The sequence below is a fragment of the Actinomadura graeca genome (assembly GCF_019175365.1).
In the GTDB taxonomy this organism is placed as follows: Bacteria; Actinomycetota; Actinomycetes; order Streptosporangiales; family Streptosporangiaceae; genus Spirillospora; species Spirillospora graeca.
Genome location: NZ_CP059572.1, coordinates 8,912,212 through 8,930,838 on the forward strand (window position 1 = coordinate 8,912,212; position 18,627 = coordinate 8,930,838).

At 73.4% G+C, this 18,627-nt stretch carries 16 protein-coding genes; 4 read left to right on the top strand and 12 right to left on the bottom strand.

Translation table 11 applies throughout. The annotated features are described in order from the left end of the window. Nucleotides 1-12: 12 nt before the first annotated feature. From AGRA3207_RS39340 to AGRA3207_RS39355, 4 genes are all read right to left on the bottom strand, one after another. Nucleotides 13-2,814, bottom strand: coding sequence for a family 20 glycosylhydrolase (locus AGRA3207_RS39340; protein ID WP_231332437.1), 2,802 nt, complete (start codon nt 2,812-2,814; stop codon nt 13-15). A 179-nt stretch (nt 2,815-2,993) separates the two neighbouring features. Beyond that, the gene (gene mctP, locus AGRA3207_RS39345) at nt 2,994-4,604 is read right to left on the bottom strand and encodes a monocarboxylate uptake permease MctP (RefSeq protein ID WP_231332438.1); all 1,611 of its coding nucleotides are present in this window, start codon (nt 4,602-4,604) and stop codon (nt 2,994-2,996) included. Nucleotides 4,605-4,608: 4 nt separating this feature from the next. After that, on the bottom strand, nt 4,609-4,848 hold the full coding sequence (locus AGRA3207_RS39350; RefSeq protein WP_231332439.1) for a DUF3311 domain-containing protein: 240 nt from the start codon (nt 4,846-4,848) through the stop codon (nt 4,609-4,611). A 174-nt stretch (nt 4,849-5,022) separates the two neighbouring features. Continuing rightward, nucleotides 5,023-5,220: a VOC family protein gene (locus AGRA3207_RS39355; protein ID WP_231332440.1), complete on the bottom strand. Its 198-nt coding sequence runs from the start codon at nt 5,218-5,220 to the stop codon at nt 5,023-5,025. Nucleotides 5,221-5,493: 273 nt separating this feature from the next. Here AGRA3207_RS39355 and AGRA3207_RS39360 point away from each other — a divergent pair, with 273 nt between their 5' ends. The 3 genes from AGRA3207_RS39360 (at nt 5,494) to AGRA3207_RS39370 (ending at nt 9,041) form a co-directional block, all read left to right on the top strand. Beyond that, the gene (locus AGRA3207_RS39360; protein ID WP_231332441.1) at nt 5,494-7,650 is read left to right on the top strand and encodes an anthranilate synthase component I; all 2,157 of its coding nucleotides are present in this window, start codon (nt 5,494-5,496) and stop codon (nt 7,648-7,650) included. A 266-nt stretch (nt 7,651-7,916) separates the two neighbouring features. Then, the gene (locus tag AGRA3207_RS39365) at nt 7,917-8,063 is read left to right on the top strand and encodes a GPGG-motif small membrane protein (RefSeq protein ID WP_165978571.1); all 147 of its coding nucleotides are present in this window, start codon (nt 7,917-7,919) and stop codon (nt 8,061-8,063) included. A gap of 60 nt (nt 8,064-8,123) precedes the next feature. Next, nucleotides 8,124-9,041 (top strand): SDR family oxidoreductase, encoded by a 918-nt coding sequence (locus tag AGRA3207_RS39370; RefSeq protein ID WP_231332442.1) that lies wholly within the window; start codon nt 8,124-8,126, stop codon nt 9,039-9,041. A gap of 30 nt (nt 9,042-9,071) precedes the next feature. Here the strand turns inward: AGRA3207_RS39370 and AGRA3207_RS39375 are convergent, their stop codons facing one another. The 3 genes from AGRA3207_RS39375 to AGRA3207_RS39385 form a co-directional block, all read right to left on the bottom strand. Then, nucleotides 9,072-10,241, bottom strand: coding sequence for a family 2 encapsulin nanocompartment cargo protein terpene cyclase (locus AGRA3207_RS39375; protein ID WP_231332443.1), 1,170 nt, complete (start codon nt 10,239-10,241; stop codon nt 9,072-9,074). Nucleotides 10,242-10,293: 52 nt separating this feature from the next. Continuing rightward, complete coding sequence (locus AGRA3207_RS39380; RefSeq protein ID WP_231332444.1) at nt 10,294-11,148, bottom strand: geranyl diphosphate 2-C-methyltransferase; 855 nt, start codon at nt 11,146-11,148, stop codon at nt 10,294-10,296. 208 nt (nt 11,149-11,356) lie between these two features. Next, nucleotides 11,357-12,319: a helix-turn-helix transcriptional regulator gene (locus tag AGRA3207_RS39385; protein WP_231332445.1), complete on the bottom strand. Its 963-nt coding sequence runs from the start codon at nt 12,317-12,319 to the stop codon at nt 11,357-11,359. 110 nt (nt 12,320-12,429) lie between these two features. On the opposite strand from AGRA3207_RS39385, the gene add reads away from it, so the two are divergent. Next, entirely contained in the window at nt 12,430-13,467 is a 1,038-nt protein-coding gene (gene add, locus AGRA3207_RS39390) for an adenosine deaminase (protein WP_231332446.1), read from the top strand. Here add and AGRA3207_RS39395 read toward each other — a convergent pair. The 5 genes from AGRA3207_RS39395 to AGRA3207_RS39415 form a co-directional block, all read right to left on the bottom strand. Next, nucleotides 13,464-14,696 carry a DUF1266 domain-containing protein gene (locus AGRA3207_RS39395; RefSeq protein WP_231332447.1) on the bottom strand — a complete coding sequence of 411 codons (1,233 nt, stop codon included), beginning with the start codon at nt 14,694-14,696 and terminating at the stop codon, nt 13,464-13,466. The genes add and AGRA3207_RS39395 overlap by 4 nt on opposite strands. An 85-nt stretch (nt 14,697-14,781) precedes the next feature. Next, complete coding sequence (locus AGRA3207_RS39400; RefSeq protein ID WP_231332448.1) at nt 14,782-15,843, bottom strand: hypothetical protein; 1,062 nt, start codon at nt 15,841-15,843, stop codon at nt 14,782-14,784. A 178-nt stretch (nt 15,844-16,021) separates the two neighbouring features. After that, the gene (locus AGRA3207_RS39405; protein ID WP_231336529.1) at nt 16,022-16,669 is read right to left on the bottom strand and encodes a Rieske (2Fe-2S) protein; all 648 of its coding nucleotides are present in this window, start codon (nt 16,667-16,669) and stop codon (nt 16,022-16,024) included. Nucleotides 16,670-16,679: 10 nt separating this feature from the next. Beyond that, the gene (locus AGRA3207_RS39410; protein ID WP_231332449.1) at nt 16,680-17,273 is read right to left on the bottom strand and encodes an RNA polymerase sigma factor; all 594 of its coding nucleotides are present in this window, start codon (nt 17,271-17,273) and stop codon (nt 16,680-16,682) included. A gap of 50 nt (nt 17,274-17,323) precedes the next feature. Further along, complete coding sequence (locus AGRA3207_RS39415; protein WP_231332450.1) at nt 17,324-18,583, bottom strand: vanadium-dependent haloperoxidase; 1,260 nt, start codon at nt 18,581-18,583, stop codon at nt 17,324-17,326. Nucleotides 18,584-18,627 lie beyond the last annotated feature (44 nt).

Below are 18,627 nucleotides of genomic sequence, written 5' to 3' on the forward strand. Positions count from 1 at the left end.
ACCTCACCGGGGTCACCTCACGGGGGCCCACCAGCCGGGGGAGAGGTCCGGGGACCGGCCGGTCCCGGCGCGCGTCGCCCGGTACAGCTCGCCCTGATGGGTCACCAGCGCGCCCGGCTCGTACGCCGCCCCCGCCTGCCAGCCGGGCACCCCGGCCGGGGAGAGGCGGCTGGCGCGCCCGTCCGCGCCGAGGGTGCGGGTCAGCGCGTATCCGCCGACCTGCACGGGCCCGGTATAGCGCGTCCAGCGCGTCCCGTCGGTGGAGTACTCGACGGCCATGCCCGGGTTGCGGACGTTCGCGGTCAGGATCCCGCCGGCGACCTTCGCGCCGGGCGGCGGGATCCGGTAGTTCACCCCCTCACCGGGCAGCCCCACCGGCCGGTAGAACGCCAGCAGCGGGAACGTGACCTGCCCCAGGGTGTTGGAGAAGGTGGCGAACGCGGCGTCCATCCCGGCGGGGGACGGCGTCTCGCGGTTCCAGGCGCGCTCGGCCGCGCCGAGGAGCTTGGGGAACGCCTGGTACTCGCGGATCTCCGGGGTCTTGCCGTTCTCCGCCCACAGCTGGGCCTCGATCCCGAGGATGTTCTTGCGCCCCTCGGGGGTGAGCCTCGTCCAGGACGGGTTCGGCTTGACCGGGTTGCCCCAGCGGTCCTCGACCGCGTTGGCGTACACGTCGAAGGGCTGGTAGGTGAACGTGCTCTTCTCGTCCACGTAGGCCGCCCAGTAGTAGCCGGGCTCGTCGGGGTCCTTGTTGTAGGCGAGGTCCATGTAGAGGTTGGTGGCGTGGGCGAGGATCACCGGCGTCCCCCCGTTCGCGAACCGGTAGGCCCAGTCCTCGCGTCCCCAGCCCCAGACGTTCTGCCACGGCAGCGGGGTGAACCCCTTGAGGCGGAAGGGGCGGGCGGGGTCGATGATGTCCTCCCAGCCGGTCGTGGCGCGCGCGGCCTTGTGCGCGATGGCGTTCCAGCGGGTGAAGAACAGCTCCTTCAGCTCCTCGCCGGACTTCCCGGCGGTCTCCGGGTCCGCCGCGCACGCGGGCGAGCCCGACCACCAGCCCTCCGGCGGCCCGGGCGGCTCGTCCCCGCCGATGTTGATCCGGCCGAGCGGGACCCCGGCGGCCCGGTACATCGCGCCGACCTCGGAGACGACCTTGCCGAGGAAGGCGTAGGTGCTGTCCAGGCAGGGGTTCACCAGGTTGTCGGTGTAGCCCTGGACGCTCGTGTGCCGGCTCGTGTCCGCGGGGTCCAGCAGCCGGTACGCGCCGTCGCCGGTGCTCCGGTGGCGGCGCTCCATCGACTGCACCGCCGCGCGCGCGTGCGCCGGGAAGTTCAGCTCCGGGATGACCTCGATGTGCCGCTCGGCGGCGTACCGGAGGATGTCCTGGAAGTCGCCGACGCTGTAGTACCCGCCGCCCTTGCCGGCGAAGTTCTGCATGGCCTGCTCGTAGCCCTGGTAGGCGGGCGCCGGCCCGAGGTTCGCCTCGGCCGCGCCGCGCGGCTTGCCCTCGATCCCGTCGCCGCCGCCGAGGTCGTTCACCGACCCCATGCCCTGGTGCAGCGCGCCGGTCTCCCCGAGGTCGAACGCGCGCCGGGAGCCGAAGCCCGTCAGCTCGGGCAGCCCGGGGATCTCCAGCCGCCAGCCCTCGTCGTTCGTCAGCCCGAGGTGCAGCCGGTTGAGCTTGGTGAAGCTCATCAGGTCCAGGAACTTCTGGACGGTCCGCTTGCTCTCGAAGTGCCGCCCGACGTCGATGTGCAGGCCCCGGTAGCCGAACAGCGGGGCGTCGGCGACCGCGGCGCGCGGCACCTCGGCCGTGGCGTGCGCCCGGCCGCCCGCGGCGGCCCGGTAGTCGTCCGCCGGGACGAGCTGCCGCAGCGTCTGGACACCGTGCAGCACCCCGGCGCGGTCCGTCCCGACGATCCGGACCCCCTCGGAGGTGGCGTCCAGGGTGTAGCCCTCCGCGTCGGGCCGGCCGTCGCGGTCCACGTCCAGCTCCGGGTCCACCGCGAGGCTGATCGGCTCGCCCTCGCCCGGCGCGACGTCCCGCAGGGCCGAGCGCAGGTATCCCGCCTCCCCGCGCAGCCCGGCAGACGCCGACACGCGCGACCCGCCGCCGATCGCGACCGTCCCGCCGGACGCGGTGGCCGTCAGCGGCCGCGGGACGAGCCGCTCCCGCAGCGCGAGCCGCTCCGGCCGGGCGGTGTTCGCCGCGAACCGGGTCGCCGCCGTCTCGACCGGGCGGTTGTCGCCCGAGTACGCCCTGGTCTGCTTGGGGTCGGCGGGGTCGATCAGCGTCCGGGACGGCAGCCACCGCGCCGGGCCGCCGCCGAACCGGATGCTCCAGCCCGCCGGGGCGTCCGATTTGTGGATCACCCAAATCTGGATGTTGATGTCGATCGTCCGGCGCTCGCCCGGGCCCACCGGCCTGAACCCGGCGGCGGGCCGCAGCGTGTAGAAGTCGCCGCTGCGCGCCTCGTCCGCGCGGTCCACCGCGAGGCCCTGGCCCGCGAGCTGCCTGCGGCCGGTCTCGCCCGCCTCGCCGGGCAGCAGCGCGGCCGGCAGCCGGGGGCTGCTGAAGTACAGGGCCCAGCCGTCGGCGCCGAGCGCGCAGCGGCGGTCACCGTTGTCGAGGGTGAGGCGGGCCAGGTGGTACCGCGCGTCGGCGACGGTGTGGTCGACCGGCTGGTAGGTGATCCGCAGCGCGCGGGCGTCCGGATGGCACGCGGCCTGCGCCGCGCCGGACGGCACGGCCGCGGCGAGCGCGGCCGTGAGCGCGGCGGCCGACACGGCCGCCGCGGGTCTGATCGGGACCGTCATGGGAACCGCGTTCTCCTGGGGTACGGGCCGTGGCGGGGGCCGGGAGCGGCGTCGGGCTCGACGAAATTATTAGGAAAGTATCCTATTAATTCGCTCCGAGTCGAGACCCCCGGAAGGGGCCCGGCCCGTAACGCGCGCCCACGGGCGCCGCGCCATGGGCCGGACCTGGGCGGTCCCGCTCAGGTGGAGCCGGTGAGCTCCATGCGCCCGGTCTTCGGGTCGCCCTCGTCGGCGAGGTAGTCGTCCGGGCGCGTGGCGTCCGCGCCGTCGGCGATCCCGGCCGTCCTGAGGGCCAGGGTCGCGGCCGCGGCGACGGCCAGGTTCACCGCGAGGGCGAGGACCCCCGCGTAGACCGTCGTCGCGGTGTCCAGGCCGAGGTCGCTCAGCTTGAACGCCGAGCCCCCGAAGTGCTCCTTCCTCTTGGCGGCGTTCGGGATCTCGTACAGCATCCACAGGCCCGCCACGAGGCCCGCGGCCCAGCCGGCGAGCAGCGCGCCGCGGTGGAACCACCGGGTCACCAGGCCGAGCGCCACCGCCGGGAGCGTCTGCAGGATCACCACGCCGCCGATGAGCTGCAGGTCGATCGAGAACTCGGGATCCAGCAGCAGGATGCAGGCCACCGCCCCGACCTTGACGACGAGCGAGACCACCTTGCTGACCGCGGCCTCCTGCCGCGCGGTGGCGTCGCGCCGGATGTACTCCTTGTAGATGTTGCGGGTGAACAGGTTGGCCGCCGCGATCGACATGATCGCGGCCGGGACGAGCGCGCCGATGCCGATGGCGGCGAACGCCACGCCCGCGAACCAGTCCGGGAACATCGCGTCGAACAGCAGCGGGACGACGGTGTTGGTGTCGGCCTTGCCGCCGGTGACGACCGGCGCGATCCCCGCGGCGATGGCCATGAAGCCGAGCAGCGCGATCAGCCCCAGCACCAGGCTGTAGGCGGGCAGCGCCGACATGTTCCGCCTGATGACGTCGCGGTTCTTGCTCGCCAGCACGCCGGTGACGCTGTGCGGGTACAGGAACAGCGCCAGCGCCGACCCGAGCGCGAGCATCGCGTAGTTGAGCTGGTTCGTGCCGTCCAGCAGGATCCCGTCACCGGGGGCCGGCGTCTTGGCGAACTTCGCCTCCGCGGCCGAGAAGACGTCGCCCCAGCCGCCCAGCCGCGTCGGGATGTACAGCACCGCCACGATGATCACCAGGTAGATCAGGACGTCCTTGACGAAGGCGATCAGCGCGGGCGCCCGCAGGCCCGACTGGTAGGTGTAGGCGGCGAGGATCACGAACGCGATGACGATCGGCCAGTGCCCGTGCACGCCCATCGTCTTCAGGACGGCCTCGATCCCGACGAGCTGGAGCGCGATGTAGGGCATCGTCGCGACGATGCCGGTCACCGCGACGGCGAGGGCCAGCGTGGGCGACCCGAACCGGGCGCGGACGAAGTCGGCGGGGGTGACGAACCCGTGCACGTGCGACACCGACCAGAGCCGGATCAGCACGAGGAAGACCAGCGGGTACACGATGATCGTGTACGGCACGGCGTAGAAGCCCGCCGCGCCCGCGCCGAACACCAGCGCCGGGACGGCCACGAACGTGTACGCGGTGTACAGGTCGCCGCCGATGAGGAACCAGGTGACCCAGCCGCCGAAGCCGCGCCCGCCGAGGCCCCACTCGTCCAGGCTGTCCATGGAGCCCGGCCGGCGCCACCGCGCCGCCACGAAGCCCATCCCGCTGACGAGCGCGAACAGCGCGCCGAACACGATGATCTCGGTGAGGTGGTCGCTCCGCACGCGATCAGCCCCGCTTCCGGGTCATGCGGTAGACGACGGCGGTGCAGGTCACGCCGAGCGGGATGAACGCGAACTGCATCCAGTAGAAGGCGGGGAGCCCCGCGAGCCGGGGGCCGTCGTGGTTGAACAGGAACGTCAGCAGCGGCACCACGACGGGGACGGCGAGCAGCAGGTTCCAGGCGCTGCGGTCGGAGCGGGCGGGACGCGGCGGCGGGTTGCCCGCGGCGGGTTCTGTCGAGGCCAAGGGGAGTCCTCCTCGTCACAGGTGTTCGATCGCACGGCCCGTCCGGGTCCCGCGGGACGGGGCGGCGCCATCGTCGAGCCGGGCGAGGATACGCCTCCGCCGGTCACGGGCCGATCTCGGGCGCGGCACGACTTCGCTGGAGCGTGCCAGCCCCCGGAGGCGCCTCCGGCGGCGTCAGACGGTGCGGTCGGCGGCGGTCCTCGGCTCGTGCCGGACGTCCTCCGGCAGGCCCGGCCTCCGGGTCCACGCCGCGAACTCCACCAGCACGCCGTCGGGGTTCCGGAGGTAGATCGCCCAGCCCATCGGCAGCTCGATGGTCTTGATCAGCGGCATGCCGAGCACGCCCCGGTAGAAGTCCATTGTCCGTCCCATGTCGCGGCACACCAGCGCGAGAGGGTGCACGCCGCGCAGCTCGAACTCGGTGTTCTCCCTGGTCGTGGGCGTGCGTCCGGTGATGTAAGCAAGCCCTTGCCCGCCGGTTCATGGTAGCCTCGGCGCATGCGAACCGCGACCTTCCAGTGGTGGTGGCGCTGCTGAGGCGGCGCCCGGTTCGTGCACGTTGACCATCCAGGGACCGCCCTCACCCGGCGGTCCTTTTTGTGCTGTCCGCCTGGTGCAGGGCCCGAGCGACGAGGGGCCACCGCGGTGGAGATCGTCTCACAACAGCCGCTGACCAGCGGGTTCGTCACGGCCGGGGGCGTACGGGTGACCCGTACCGCCACGCCGGTCGATCCCGAGCGCAAGTCCGCCGTGCTCAACGCGCTCGTGGCCGCCGTGGCGGAGCGGCGCGGCGGGGTGCTCAGCTCGGGCATGGAGTACCCCGGCCGCTACAGCCGCTGGCACATGGCCTACGTCGATCCCTGCCTGGAGATCGTCGCCCGCGGCCGGACGGTCGCGGTGCGCGCGCTCAACGGGCGCGGCGAGGTCCTGCTGCCCGCCCTCGCCCCCGCGCTGCGGGAGACCGGCGAGGTACGCGCGGACGCCCCCGGGCTCGTCGAGGTGTTCGTCCCGCCCGCGCGGGGGTTCTTCCCCGAGGAGGAGCGCAGCCGCCAGCCGACGGTCTTCACCGCCCTGCGCGCCGTCGCGGGCGTGCTCGGCTGCGACGACCCCCATCTCGGCCTGTACGGGGCGTTCGGGTACGACCTGTCGCTCCAGTTCGAGCCGCTGCGGACCGGCCTGGAACGCCCGGCCGACCAGCGCGACCTCGTCCTGCACCTCGCCGACGAGATGATCGTCGTGGACCGCAAGCGCGAGACCTCGCACCGCATGTCCTACGAGTTCGAGGTCGGCGGGGCGAGCACCGCCGGGCTGCCGCGCGCGACCGCGCCGACCCCCGCCGTCGTGGCCGCCGACCTGCCCGCGCAGCCCGTCCCGGGCGTGTACGCGCAGATGGTGCGCGACGCCAAGGAGAGGTTCGTCCGGGGCGACCTGTTCGAGGTGACGCCCGGGCACGCCATGTACGGGCGGTGCGACGCGCCCGCGGTCTTCTTCGAGCGGCTCCGCGAGACCAACCCGGCGCCGTACGAGTTCATGTTCAACCTGGGAGACGGCGAGTACCTCGTGGGCGCCTCGCCGGAGATGTTCGTCCGGGTGGCGGGCGACCGGGTCGAGACGTGCCCGATCGCGGGCACCATCCGGCGCGGCGCGGACGCCCTGGAGGACGCCGAGCAGATCCGCACGATCCTCTCGTCCGCGAAGGACGAGTCGGAGCTGACCATGTGCACCGACGTGGACCGCAACGACAAGTCGCGGATCTGCGTGCCGGGCAGCGTGCGGGTCCTCGGCCGCCGGCAGATCGAGCTGTACTCGCGGCTGATCCACACCGTCGACCACATCGAGGGGCGGCTGCGGCCGGGCTTCGACGCGCTCGACGCGTTCCTCACCCACATGTGGGCGGTCACCGTCACCGGCGCGCCGAAGACGTGGGCGATGCAGTTCATCGAGGACCACGAGGACTCCCCGCGGCGCTGGTACGGCGGCGCGGTCGGCTTCGTCGGCTTCGACGGGTCCATGAACACGGGGCTGACGCTGCGCACCGCCCAGATCCGCGACGGCGTCGCGACCGTCCGCGCCGGGGCGACGCTGCTGTACGACTCCGACCCCGAGGAGGAGGAGCGCGAGACGCACCTGAAGGCCAGCGCCCTGCTGGAGGCGCTCGCCGCGTCCCAGGAGCAGGCCGCCCCCGCGGACGGGGGCACGGCGGCGCGGCCCGCGGGACCCGGTGACGGCCTGAAGGTCGTGCTGGTCGACCACGAGGACTCCTTCGTCAACACCCTCGCCGACTACTTCCGGCAGCAGGGCGCCGAGGTCGTCACGCTCCGGCACGGGTTCCCCACCCGGATGCTGGACGAGCACGCCCCCGACCTGGTCGTCCTGTCGCCCGGCCCGGGCCGCCCCGAGGACTTCGACACCGGCGCCCTGCTGGACGCCCTGGACGAGCGGGACCTGCCGGTCTTCGGGGTCTGCCTCGGGCTGCAGGCGATGGTGGAGCACGCGGGCGGCGGGCTCGCGCTGCTGCCCGAGCCCTCGCACGGCAAGCCCGGGCAGGTCAAGGTGACCGGCGGCGGCCTGTTCGAGGGGCTCCCGGACGAGTTCACCGCGGCCCGCTACCACTCCCTGCACGCCACGCCCGACCGTGTGGAGGGCTTCCAGGTGACGGCCCTCACCGGCGACGTGGTCATGGCGATCGAGGATCCGCGGCGCAGGCGGTGGGCCGTCCAGTTCCACCCCGAGTCGATCCTGACGGCGGCGGGCGAGGCCGGGCACCGGATCGTGGCGAACGTGCTGCGCCTCTGCCGGTGACGCCGGAGCCCCGCGGAGGGGGCGGCCGTCTACTCCTGGAGCATGATTGCGGAGGCTCCCAAATGGTCCTGAGGTCCCTGTCGCGGAGGCCGCGGGGGCGGGAGACTCGGTGACGGCACGAATGCCACGTTTCCGTGACACGTGTTCGGCCGCGGTTATCCCGGCGGAGGGGGGAGGCGTCCCCCCTCCGCATCCGAAACCCTATTTTCGGACATCCGTAGAGCGTTGGGTGTTTTGACTGGATTGTCGTGGGGATCCCGCCTGCCATGATGACAATCCTCTGGCTCATCGCGGTGATCCTGGTCATCGCCGGTATCTACGTGATCCTCGCCCGGCGCGACCTCATCTGGGGCATCGTCCTCATCGTCGTCGGCCTCCTCGTGGGCCCCGGCGGCGTGAGCATCTTCACCTAGACCGGAAAACCGCCGGAACGCTGACGTGCCCTGTCAGGTTTCGGTGCCAGCATCGTGTCCATGAGCCGTGCACTGACAGGAAAGATCGCATTGGTCGCGGGGGCCACACGGGGCGCGGGCCGCGGCATCGCCGTGGCGCTGGGCGCCGAGGGCGCGACCGTGTACTGCACGGGGCGGTCCACCCGGTCGCGACGATCGGAGATGGACCGCCCCGAGACCATCGAGGAGACGGCGGAGCTGGTGTCGGCCGCGGGCGGCGAGGGGATCGCCGTCCCGGCCGACCACCTCGACCCCCTCCAGGTCGAGGCGCTCGTCCGGCGCGTCGACGACGAACAGGGGCGGCTGGACGTCCTGGTCAACGACATCTGGGGCGGCGACCGCCTCTTCGAGTTCGGCAGGACGCTGTGGGAGCAGTCGCTGGAGGACGGCCTGCGCATGCTCAGGCTGGGCATCGACACCCACGCCATCACCAGCCACTACGCCCTGCCGCTGCTGATCCGCGAGCAGGGCGGCCTGGTCGTTGAGATGACCGACGGTACCGCCGAGTACAACGCGGCGTACCGCAAGGACGTGGGCTTCTTCTACGACCTGTGCAAGAGCGCCGTCATCCGGATGGCGCTCGCCCAGTCCGAGGAGATCGCGCCCTACGGGGCGACGGCCCTGGCGCTGACCCCGGGCTGGCTGCGCTCGGAGGCGATGCTCGACAACTACGGCGTCACCGAGGAGAACTGGCGGGACGCCACGCGGAAGGCCCCGCATTTCGCGATCTCCGAGTCGCCGGTGTTCGTCGGGCGCGCGGTCGCCGCCCTCGCCGCCGACCCGGACCGGGCGCGCTGGAACGGGGCGTCGCTGTCCAGCGGCGGCCTGGCCCAGGTGTACGGCTTCACCGACGCCGACGGGAGCCGTCCCGACGCCTGGCGCTACATCGTCGAGGTCGAGGGCGCGGGTCTCCCCGCCGACGTCACCGGTTACCGGTAGGGGGCGCCGGCGGGGACCGCCGGTCGGCCGCTACCCGTAGCGGGGGTTGGTGGCGTGCCATTCGACGCCGCCGCCCATCCACGCCCGCAGGCCGCGCAGGAACCGCTGGAGTTCGGGGGACGGGATCCCGGTGAGCTCCCTGTGTCCTTCCTCGAAGGCGCGCACCAGGTCGTTGTGCAGGCCGACGGTGATCTCCGCCGCCTCCTCGACGGAGCAGTCCCGGTCCTCGGCGATCAGCAGGACCAGGTTGCAGACCGGGTTCTCGTCGGCGGCGTCCTTGGTCACCGAGTGCAGGTCGTTGACGATCACGCTGGCGGTGCCCGCCTGGAACGCGGCGCGGCGCACGCGCGGCTCGTAGTAGAGGTTGGCCGGCACCTCGTAGCCGCCGACGACGTCGATGAGGGTCATGGACGTGTAGAAGCTGTCGTGCTGGCGCGCCGCCAGGTACTTCCAGGCGGGCGGGTAGTGGCCGGAACTGCGCCACCCCGCGTAGGCGGTCCAGCTCACGAACATCGCGAAGGTCGAGTAGTTGATCCGCTGGACCTGGGCCGGGGTGGCGTGCCGGGTCAGGTGGGCGACGGCCGTGTCCAGCATCCGGAGCACCAGGTCGTCGCCCAGCGCCTCCCGCAGCGGAGGGGTGAGGTCCCCCGTGGCGGGGACCGGGTCCATGGCCGCCATCGCCAGTGAGAGGCGCTCGGGGAGCCGCGCGAGCACGGCGCCGAGGGCGGTGTCGTCGGCGTAGTAGTCGTCGGCCGCCCACCATCCGGTGTTCATCTGCGCGGCGACCAGGAGGGCGTCGGGATCGTCGGTGTCGGGGTGGGCGAGGGTGACCAGCCGCCCGAACGCGGCCTGTCCCAGCGCCTCGACCTCGTCCTCGCTGGACCCGCAGTCCCGTGCCCAGCCGGCCAGCCGCGCCTCCACCTCCTCGGCGAGGGCGTCGTCGATCCGCTCGGGGACCGGGCAGTACAGCGGCGAGTGCGAGCCGTCCCCCCACGGTCTCTCGATGTAGGCCGGGCCCCCCGGCGGGAGCCCGGCGTGCGGTCCGGCCTCGCGGCTGGGGCGGGCGGAGGCCAGCAGCGCCGGCAGCCACGCCGCCGCCGTCCCCGGCCCGGAGGGCAGCCCCCGCCATGCGGCCGCGGGCGGGGAGGGCGCCCGGCGACCGTCCGCGGGTCCGCACGGCTGGTGGTGTCTCGCGCGCATCGTCTTCACCTGTCCTCGGGTACGCGGTCGCCGTCGTCGGGGTGATGCCGGTTCAGACGCGGTCGGCGGCGATGAGCAGGTACTGGAAGCTGCCGTCGTGGTAGGCCTCCAGGAACGCGTCCTCGATGCCGGTGGCGACCGACGACGTCCGGCGCAGCTCCCAGTACGGGATCGTGGCGGCGGTGAGGTCGATGACGGAGACGGGCACCAGCCGGTTGGCGGCCATGGCGCGGAAGTAGCCGCTGCGCGGATGGATGTCGCACACGTAGTGGGCGTTGATGCTGGAGACGGCCTTGGAGGGCAGCCCGTACACGTCGTTGTAGCAGCCGGTGATGGTGACGTACCTCCCGCCGCGCGCGAGCAGCCGGGAGTGCGCCGCGAACAGGTCGTCCAGGACGACGTACATCGTCGACTCGTTGTTCCAGACGGCCTGGAAGGCGCCCGCCTCGAAGCCGGTGTCGAGCATGTTCTTGAGGTGGAAGCGGACCTCCCCGGCGACGCCGCGCTCGGCGGCCTGGCCGTTGGCGAAGTCGACCTGCGCCCTTGAGATGGAGACCCCGTCGACACGGCAGCCGAAGGCGGTGTTCGCCATGAAGCTCGTCCCGCCCCGTCCCGACCCGGCGTCCAGCACCCGGTCGCCGGCGCCGAGGTCGCCGAGGTTGTCGAGCAGCAGCCGGGCCTGCGCGTTCTCCAGCCGGTGCAGCTCGGCGATGACCGCCTCCTCGCGCCCCGCCTCGCCGGCGGCATCGATGGCGGACCGGTCGACCTCGCCGATGCCGTAGTGGTGGTGGTAGATCCCTGACACGTCGCCCAACCGCAGGTTGACCGGATTGCGTTCGGCGTTCCAGTAGCTGGCGACGTCGTGCTGGTAGTCGCTGGCGTGCCGGTAGTCGCTGGCGATGGTCATGGCTCGTCCCTTCGGGATAACAGGGGGTCGCGCGGCGGCGGGATCGCGGCACCCGTCCACGTCTCGCTGCGTTGCGTCACGAAGCGGACACTAGCGGTCAGGTTCCTGTGGCGTGAAGGGGAGCATCGAACACAGAAGCTGCACGCACGGTTGAGCACAATGTGACTGCGGGGACAGTCTGACCCCAACGGCCTGCGAGGGACGCCGCTTACTGATAGAGGCCGGCGAGGCGGACGGCGGCGTCCTTCATGCGGTCGCGCAGGCCCGCCGGCTCCAGCACCTCGGCCTCCGGGCCGAGCCGCAGCAGCTGCGAATAGGCGACGTTCTCCGATTCGACGGGCAGGGTGGTCACCGCCCATCCCCGCCCGTCCGGCGGCGCGGCGGCCTCGGCCGCACGCTCGGCCGCGTACGGCTCGACGGCCCAGCGCAGCGCCCGCATCCCGGCGGGACTGAGCCGGACGACGACCTCCTCCCGCAGCATCGAGCGCAGGAACGCCGCGGCCTGCTCCCGCCAGTACCCGGCGAGGTCGAACGCCTGGTCCCGGTCGAACGCCGTCCCGGCGGGCCGCACCGACACCACACGCCCCACCCGGTAGGTCCGCGGCGTCCCGTCCACCCGCGCGACCAGGTACCAGGTCCCGTTCTTCAGGACGAGCCCGTACGGCTCGGCGGTGCGGGTCACCTCCGTGTCCTTGCGGTAGCGCAGCTCGACGACCTCGTCCTCCCAGACGGCCCTGGCCAGCTCGCGCAGCAGCGGAGGCGGCTCGGCGTCGCCGAACCAGCCCGGCGCGTCCAGGTGGAACCGCTGGCCCGCCCGCGCGGGAGCGTCCCGCAGCGACGTCGGCAGCGCCGCGAGCACCTTCAGCTCGGCGGCGGCGACCGCGTCGGCGAGGCCCATGTCCCCGGCCGGGCCCGGCAGCCCCGACAGGAACAGCGCCTCGGCCTCCTCGCGGGTGAGCCCCGTCAGCCGCGTCCGGTATCCGCCGAGCAGCCGGTAACCGCCGTTGCGCCCCTGGTCGGCGTACACCGGCACCCCGGCCGCCGACAGCGCCTCCACGTCGCGGTAGACGGTGCGCGGCGAGACCTCCAGTTCCCGTGCCAGCTCGCCCGCCGTCATCGTCTCCCGGGACTGCAGCAGCAGGAGCAATGAAATCAACCGAGAAGCCCTCACTGTCCCATTTTCACATTGGCGGCCGGGTTCGAGGCCGTTCCTGACAGCTTCGTGTGAGGTTCCCCGGTTTCTCCTGTCGGTCCTGTCACGGGGGCTGTTACGTTCGCGGCGTGCCGACCGAGACCCCCTCCATCGAGGCGTTCATCGACGCCCTGCCGAAAGCCGAGCTGCACGTCCACCTCGTGGGCTCGGCGTCCGTCCCGACCGTCCTGGAGCTCGCCCGCCGCCACCCCGGCGGCCCCGTCCCCGTGGACGAGCGCGAGCTGCGCGCCTTCTACGGGTTCCGTGACTTCCCGCACTTCGCCGAGGTCTACGAGTCGGTGTCCGCGCTCGTCCGGACCCCCGAGGACGTGGCGACCCTCGTGCTGGGCACCGCGCGTGACCTCGCCGCGCAGAACGTCCGCTACGTCGAGCTGACCGTCACCCCCTACACCCACCGGCGGGCCGGGATGCCGATGCCGGCGATCACCGAGGCGCTCGACCTGGCCGTCCGGGAGGCGCGGGCGCGGCACGGCGTCCGTGTCGCCTACATCTTCGACATCCCGGCGGAGTTCGGCGCCGAGGGCGCCCGCGGGACCCTCGACCACGCCCTCGCGCATCCGCCGGAGGCGCTGGTCGGGTTCGGGCTCGCGGGCATCGAGCAGTGCCGCCCGCCGCACCGCGACGTGTTCCGCGACGCGTTCGCCGCGGCGCGCGCCGCCGGGCTGCGCAGCCTCCCGCACGGCGGCGAGATGACCGGCCCCGAGACGATCTGGGAGGTCGTCGAGGGGCTCGGCGCCGAGCGGATCGGGCACGGCATCAGCTGCCTGGACGACCCGCGCCTCGTCGCCCACCTGCGCGAGACCCAGATCCCGCTGGAGGTGTGCCCCACGTCCAACGTGTGCACCGGCCAGGTCGCCGGGCTGTCCGCGCACCCGCTGCCGCGGATGCTGGAGGAGGGGCTCTTCGTCACCCTCAACAGCGACGACCCGCCCATGTTCGACACGACGCTCACCGGCGAGTACCGCGTGGCCGCCGAGGTCTTCGGACTCGATCGCGCCGCGCTCGCCGCCCTCGCCCGCAACGCGGTGACGGCCTCGTCCCTGGACGGCCCGGACCGTCGGGCGATCATCGAGGAGATCGACGCCGTGGCGGCCGCGGCCGCCTAGCCCCAGGTCATGCGGCGCCAAGGGCTGGACGGGTCGCCGGCGAGGATCCGGTGGCCGGTGAGGGAGCGCTCGTACCACTCGCCGAACTCGCCGTCGTCGAAGCGGAGCATCCGGCCGAGGACGTACCCGGCGGAGAACGACTCCCACGAGGGATAGACCTGGTGGGCGCGGTGACCGGCCGTCAGCACGCACTTCTCGGCCTCCTCCGCGTCGCAGTGGCCGGCGTTCAGGCCCCAGCGGGCCATGTTCACCGCGCGCCCGAAGTCGTAGCCGTAGACGCTCTTGACCACGCCGTCCGGGGGGAGCAGGCCGTCGGCGCGGAACCGCGACTCGTACCGCAGGATGGTCTCCGACAGCGCGGTGACCTCGCGGACGGTCTCCTCGGAGACGTCGCGCTCGCGGCACCACCCGGCGATCGCCTCGCGCCAGACGCGGGGACCTGTGCCGCGGCCGCGCCGGTCGAGGACCATCTGGATGGCGGGATCGCAGTTGCGGGCCTCCAGCAGCCGGTCCATCGCCTCGCGCCAGCTCGCGGGGTCGGTGATGCCCCAGTCGCGTTCGAGGAGGGTCCGGTCGTCGCCGTCGTGGGCGAGGGTGTTCCAGGCGACGCTGTTCCCGACGGCCAGGTGCGCGCCGACCGCGAGCGCCGCCGCGAGGCGCCCCCACGGGGCGCCGCCGGGGTCGGTGACGAGGATGTCGTGGTCGCGGTCGGGGCGCCGCTCGGCGTCGGCGAGCATCTCCGAAACCCGCCGGAACCCGTCGCCGCCCTGCGGCATCTGCGCCAGCAGCTCGCGCAGCGGCCGCAGCGCCCCGCGCGGCCCCGCGTCCTCGACGATGAGACGGGCCGCGTGGACGCCCGCGGTCTCGGCGCGCCGGTGGTCGTGCAGCGAGCCGTACCCGGTCATCGCGGCCCAGGCGCGGCGGGCCGCCTCACCGGTCCGTCCCGCGGCGGCCAGCACGTGGGCGGCCTGGGCGTCCAGCCCCGCGCGGACCTCGCCGGGCATCGACGCGGCGGCCCGCTCGGCGGTGTCGAGGACGCGCTGCGCCGCGCCGGTGTCCCCGGCGTCGGCGAGCGCGCGGGCGTGCCGGGCGCGCACCGCGACCGCGGACGGCCAGTCGCCGTGCGCCTCCATCCGCGCGGCGGCGTCGGCGTAGACGGCGGCGGCCTGCCCGGGCCGCCCCTGCCGCTCGAACTTCCTGGCCCGGTCGAGCATGGCCTGCAACGTCATGGTTCCCTCCGGGAGGAACCGTACCGTTCCAGGCGATCTTGCCGCTCGGCCTTCGGAGCGCCGCCCCGGCCTCCCGCCGGACGGGTCAGCCGGCCGTCACGGTCAGGTCGGAGTCGACGAAGAACTCCTTCGCGGGCACCGAGCGCGCGCGGACGATCAGCGGGGTGCCGGATGCCTGGTGGTCGCGCACCCGGATGTTCGAGCCCTTGGCCACGTACAGGTCCGGCGTGCCCTTGGGGGTGGAGGTCCTCTGGCCCCCGTCGCCGTCGGAGAACATGCAGCCGTCGAACACGACGTCGGAGCCGCCGGTCATGGTGACGATGCCCCGGTGGTGCTCGCGGTCCGGGTGGCCGGTGTCGCCGGGGCGGGCCATGCCGTTGAAGAAGAACACGTCCCGGATCCGCAGGAACGTGCCGCCGGTGATGATCAGCTGGCTGCCCCACGTGGGGTTGCCCTGCTGGGCCTCCAGCCGCGCCCCGGACACGATCAGGCCCCGCCCTCCGTCGATCCGCATCGGGGTGACGTTCTCCTGCCCGGTGACGAACACCGGCCCGACATTGCTCTTGCTCACGTTCGGCAGCCAGATGTGGTACCGCTGCCCCTTGGGGTGGTTGGGGGAGTCCAGGAGCATCCCGTCCGGCCAGTAGTTGTTGTCGGATCCCCAGAGCTTGAACTCGGTGTCGTAGCAGTTGTTGACGTCCCAGTACCCGGACAGGGTCACGGCTGTGTGGGGCCCCCAGATGACGTGCTTGAACAGCGAGAACCCGAGGTTCTCCAGATGGGACGCCCACAGCACCGTCTGGGTGTGGGTCTTGTCGACGAAGAAGCTCGTCTCGGCGTTGCCCTCGAACGACAGATTCTTGATCGAGATGCCTTTGAGCTGGCCGCCGGTCATGTCCAGCCAGCCCGAGCCGGGCACGTTCACCTTGACCTTGCCGTTGTAGCGGAACTCGCTGCCGGAGACCTGCGGCCCGGCGAGGGCGAACCCGTTGAACATCGTCCGCCGCTTGCCGAAGGAGTACTGCCGGTGCTGGGCGAGCAGGATGACGGGCTTGTAGGTCTGGGCCGCGGCGTACGACAGGGCGGCGGTCAGCCGCTCGTCGTCATTGGCGCCGTCGAACTTCTCCAGGGCGACCGAGTTGACCACGGGGCTCCTTCCGCGCGCCGCCGCCGCTCCGGCGGACCGGCGGCGGCCACCGGTGCGGTGAGATCGTCACCGCGGGTTCATGGACCGTCACGCACCATGATGGCCGCGCCGGGCCGGGGACGGCCGCCCGGGAGGGAAAAACAAGCGGTTCGGCCAGGGTGTTGTGCGCCGTGCCGGTTCACCCCCGTGGGAGATAGACCTCGACCATCCCGTTGACCTGGCGGACGGCCAGGCGCGGCAGCGCGGGGATCGGCGCCTTGAGGCGGTGCTGCAGCACGGCGCCGTCGAGGGCGAACAGCGCGCCGTGGCAGGGGCAGCGCAGCCGCGTGCCGGCGTGCACGGTCAGGCGGCAGCCCTGGTGGGTGCACACGCCGGACACGGCGCGCAGCCGGCCGCCGGAGCGGGTCACGAAGCCGTCGACGCCGCCGGCCGCGAACCCGTGGACGGCGCCCTCGGGGAGGGCGGCGGCGGCCGCGACCGGATGCCAGACGCCGAGGTCGGGGGTGAGCGGGCCGCCGCCAGGGCCGGGCCGGGCGCCGATCCTCGCGTGCTCGGCGATCACTCCGGCGGCGGCTCCCGCCGCGCCCACGGCGCCCCCGGCGAGCAGAAACCGGCGCACCGGCGCCCGCGGGGGCTCGCCCTGGTCGCGGGCCAGGCGCCGTTGCAGCCCGGTGATGAACTCCTCGCGGGGCGCGTTCGAGCCGGGGCGGGCCGCACGCAGCTCGATGGCCACGCGCAGCGCTTCCGCGTCGGCGTCGTCGGCCGGGAACGGCCGGGGCCGCCTGCCCGACAGCAGCGCTTCGACGAAGCGGGACAGTCCCTTCATGGTCACCTGCTCATCCCTGGAGGTGCGGGTCGTCACGGGCCAGCTCGGCCGCGAGCCGTAACGCGCGATGCTGGAGGACCTTGACGTTGCCGACGCTGGTCCCGAGCTCGGCCGCGGTCTGCCGGATCGAGCAGGCCTGCAGGAACCGCAGCTCCAGGACCCGACGGTAGCGCTCGGGCAGCGCGGCCAGCAGCCGCTCGGCCCGCCCCGTGGAGCCGGCGGACCCGGGGGGCGGGGGGCCGTCGTCGGCGGCGACCTGTTCCAGGTCGATGGCGGTGATCTCGCGTCCGAGCGTGCGCCGCCAGTGCGCGGCCAGCACGGTGCGGGCGGTGGCGAGCAGGTAGGCGCGGACCTCGCCGACCGTCGCCGACACCCGCAGCGGCCGCAGCGCGGTCAGGAACACCTCGGCGGTCAGATCCTCGGCGTCGGGCCGGTTGCCGACTCTGGCGTACATCAGCCGGTAGATCCGGTCGACGTTGTGCAGGTAGATGGCCTCCCAGTTCGCATACGTGTCGCCCTGGACGAGGTGCAGCGGCGCGCGAGGCCGCGACTCCCGTCCCGCCGGTTCGGCGGGTTTGCGTCGGGCTGGGTTCCAGCGGCGCATGACGGTCCTTTCCGCCGTTTCCTGGAGCACGTCCCTCCGGGCCCGGAGGCTCACCCGCCCGTCCGGGACGGGCGGAGTGCCCGGCCGAGCTCGTACCGGGCGATCCGCCGCCCGAGGACCTGCCCGGCGGTGTGATCGAGACGGGTGTGGACGCCCGCGTAGATGCGGCTGAGCCCGGCCTCGTCCGCCGCGTCCTGGTAGCGCTCGAACGAGCGGGTGACGCCCGGCAGCGCCTCCGAGCCCACGGTGAAGCGGTCCGCGGGACCGAAGAAGGCGGCCAGCACGGTCGCCCCGGCCTCGCCCACGACGCTGTGCGCGCCCGGGTAGGACGGGTCGGGCGGCGTCACCGCGAGCGGCTGCCAGTCCGGATCGGCGCGGGTCGCGGGGTTGCCGTCGGTGCCGGCGGCGCGGATCGCGGTGACGGGCCGCCAGATCGCGTGGTGGTACTTGCCGTCATAGAGCGCGATCACCGAGTCGGCGAGCGTCCGGTCGAGCACCGCGAACATCCGGGCGGTCGCGGCGAGGCCGGTCCCGTGCCGGCGGGCGGCGTCCTGGGCGATCTCGTTCCAGTGGTTCCAGATCGGCGCGGCCCAGAACCGCGCCTGCGTCGTCTGGTCCGCCGTCCGCTCGGTGCTGGTGTCGCGGCCCAGGGCCTGTACCTCGCCGAGCGCCCCGGCGTACTCCTTGCCGCCCAGCCGCGGGTACGGCGGCGGCCGGAACCGGTCACCGCGCCCCAGCGCGAACGGCCGCACCGCGGCCCAGTGGGTGAACACGGGCGCGGCGAACGCCGGTGGCGTGGGCCGGTAGCCGCCCGGCCCGCCGGACGGCACGAACGGCGGCGGGGTGACCTCCGACCCGTCGTGCGCCCGGTCGGCGAGCACGGCCCCGGCGGCGGCGCGCCCGGCGCGGACGCCCGCGTCCTCGGAGGGCCCGTCCGGCACGTCCGCGAGCTCGCCGGCGAGCTGCCGGTCCAGCTCGGCCGCCCGCGCCGGGTACAGCGCCGCCAGGGTGTCGTGCCCGGCCTGTGCCGCCGCCGCGTACGCGGAGCCCTTCCCCGCGTCGGCGACGGCGTCGGCGATGGCCGTGTGCATGATCGCGAAGTTGCGCGTGGGATGCACGGCCGCCGGCTGCGCCCCGGGCGTCCGGACGATCCCGAGCAGGGTCCGGTTCCAGGCGGCCACCAGGTCCCGGCCCGCCGCGTCCCGCGTCGCCGGAGGTGTGCCGGCCCCCGCGGGCCCGATCCGCGACCCGAGCGCCACACCCGCCGACAACGCGGCCCCCACGGCCATGACGGCCATCGCTCTCCCCATCTCCCCGTCCCTTCTCCGCCGGCGTGTCGCCGAGGAATAGGCGG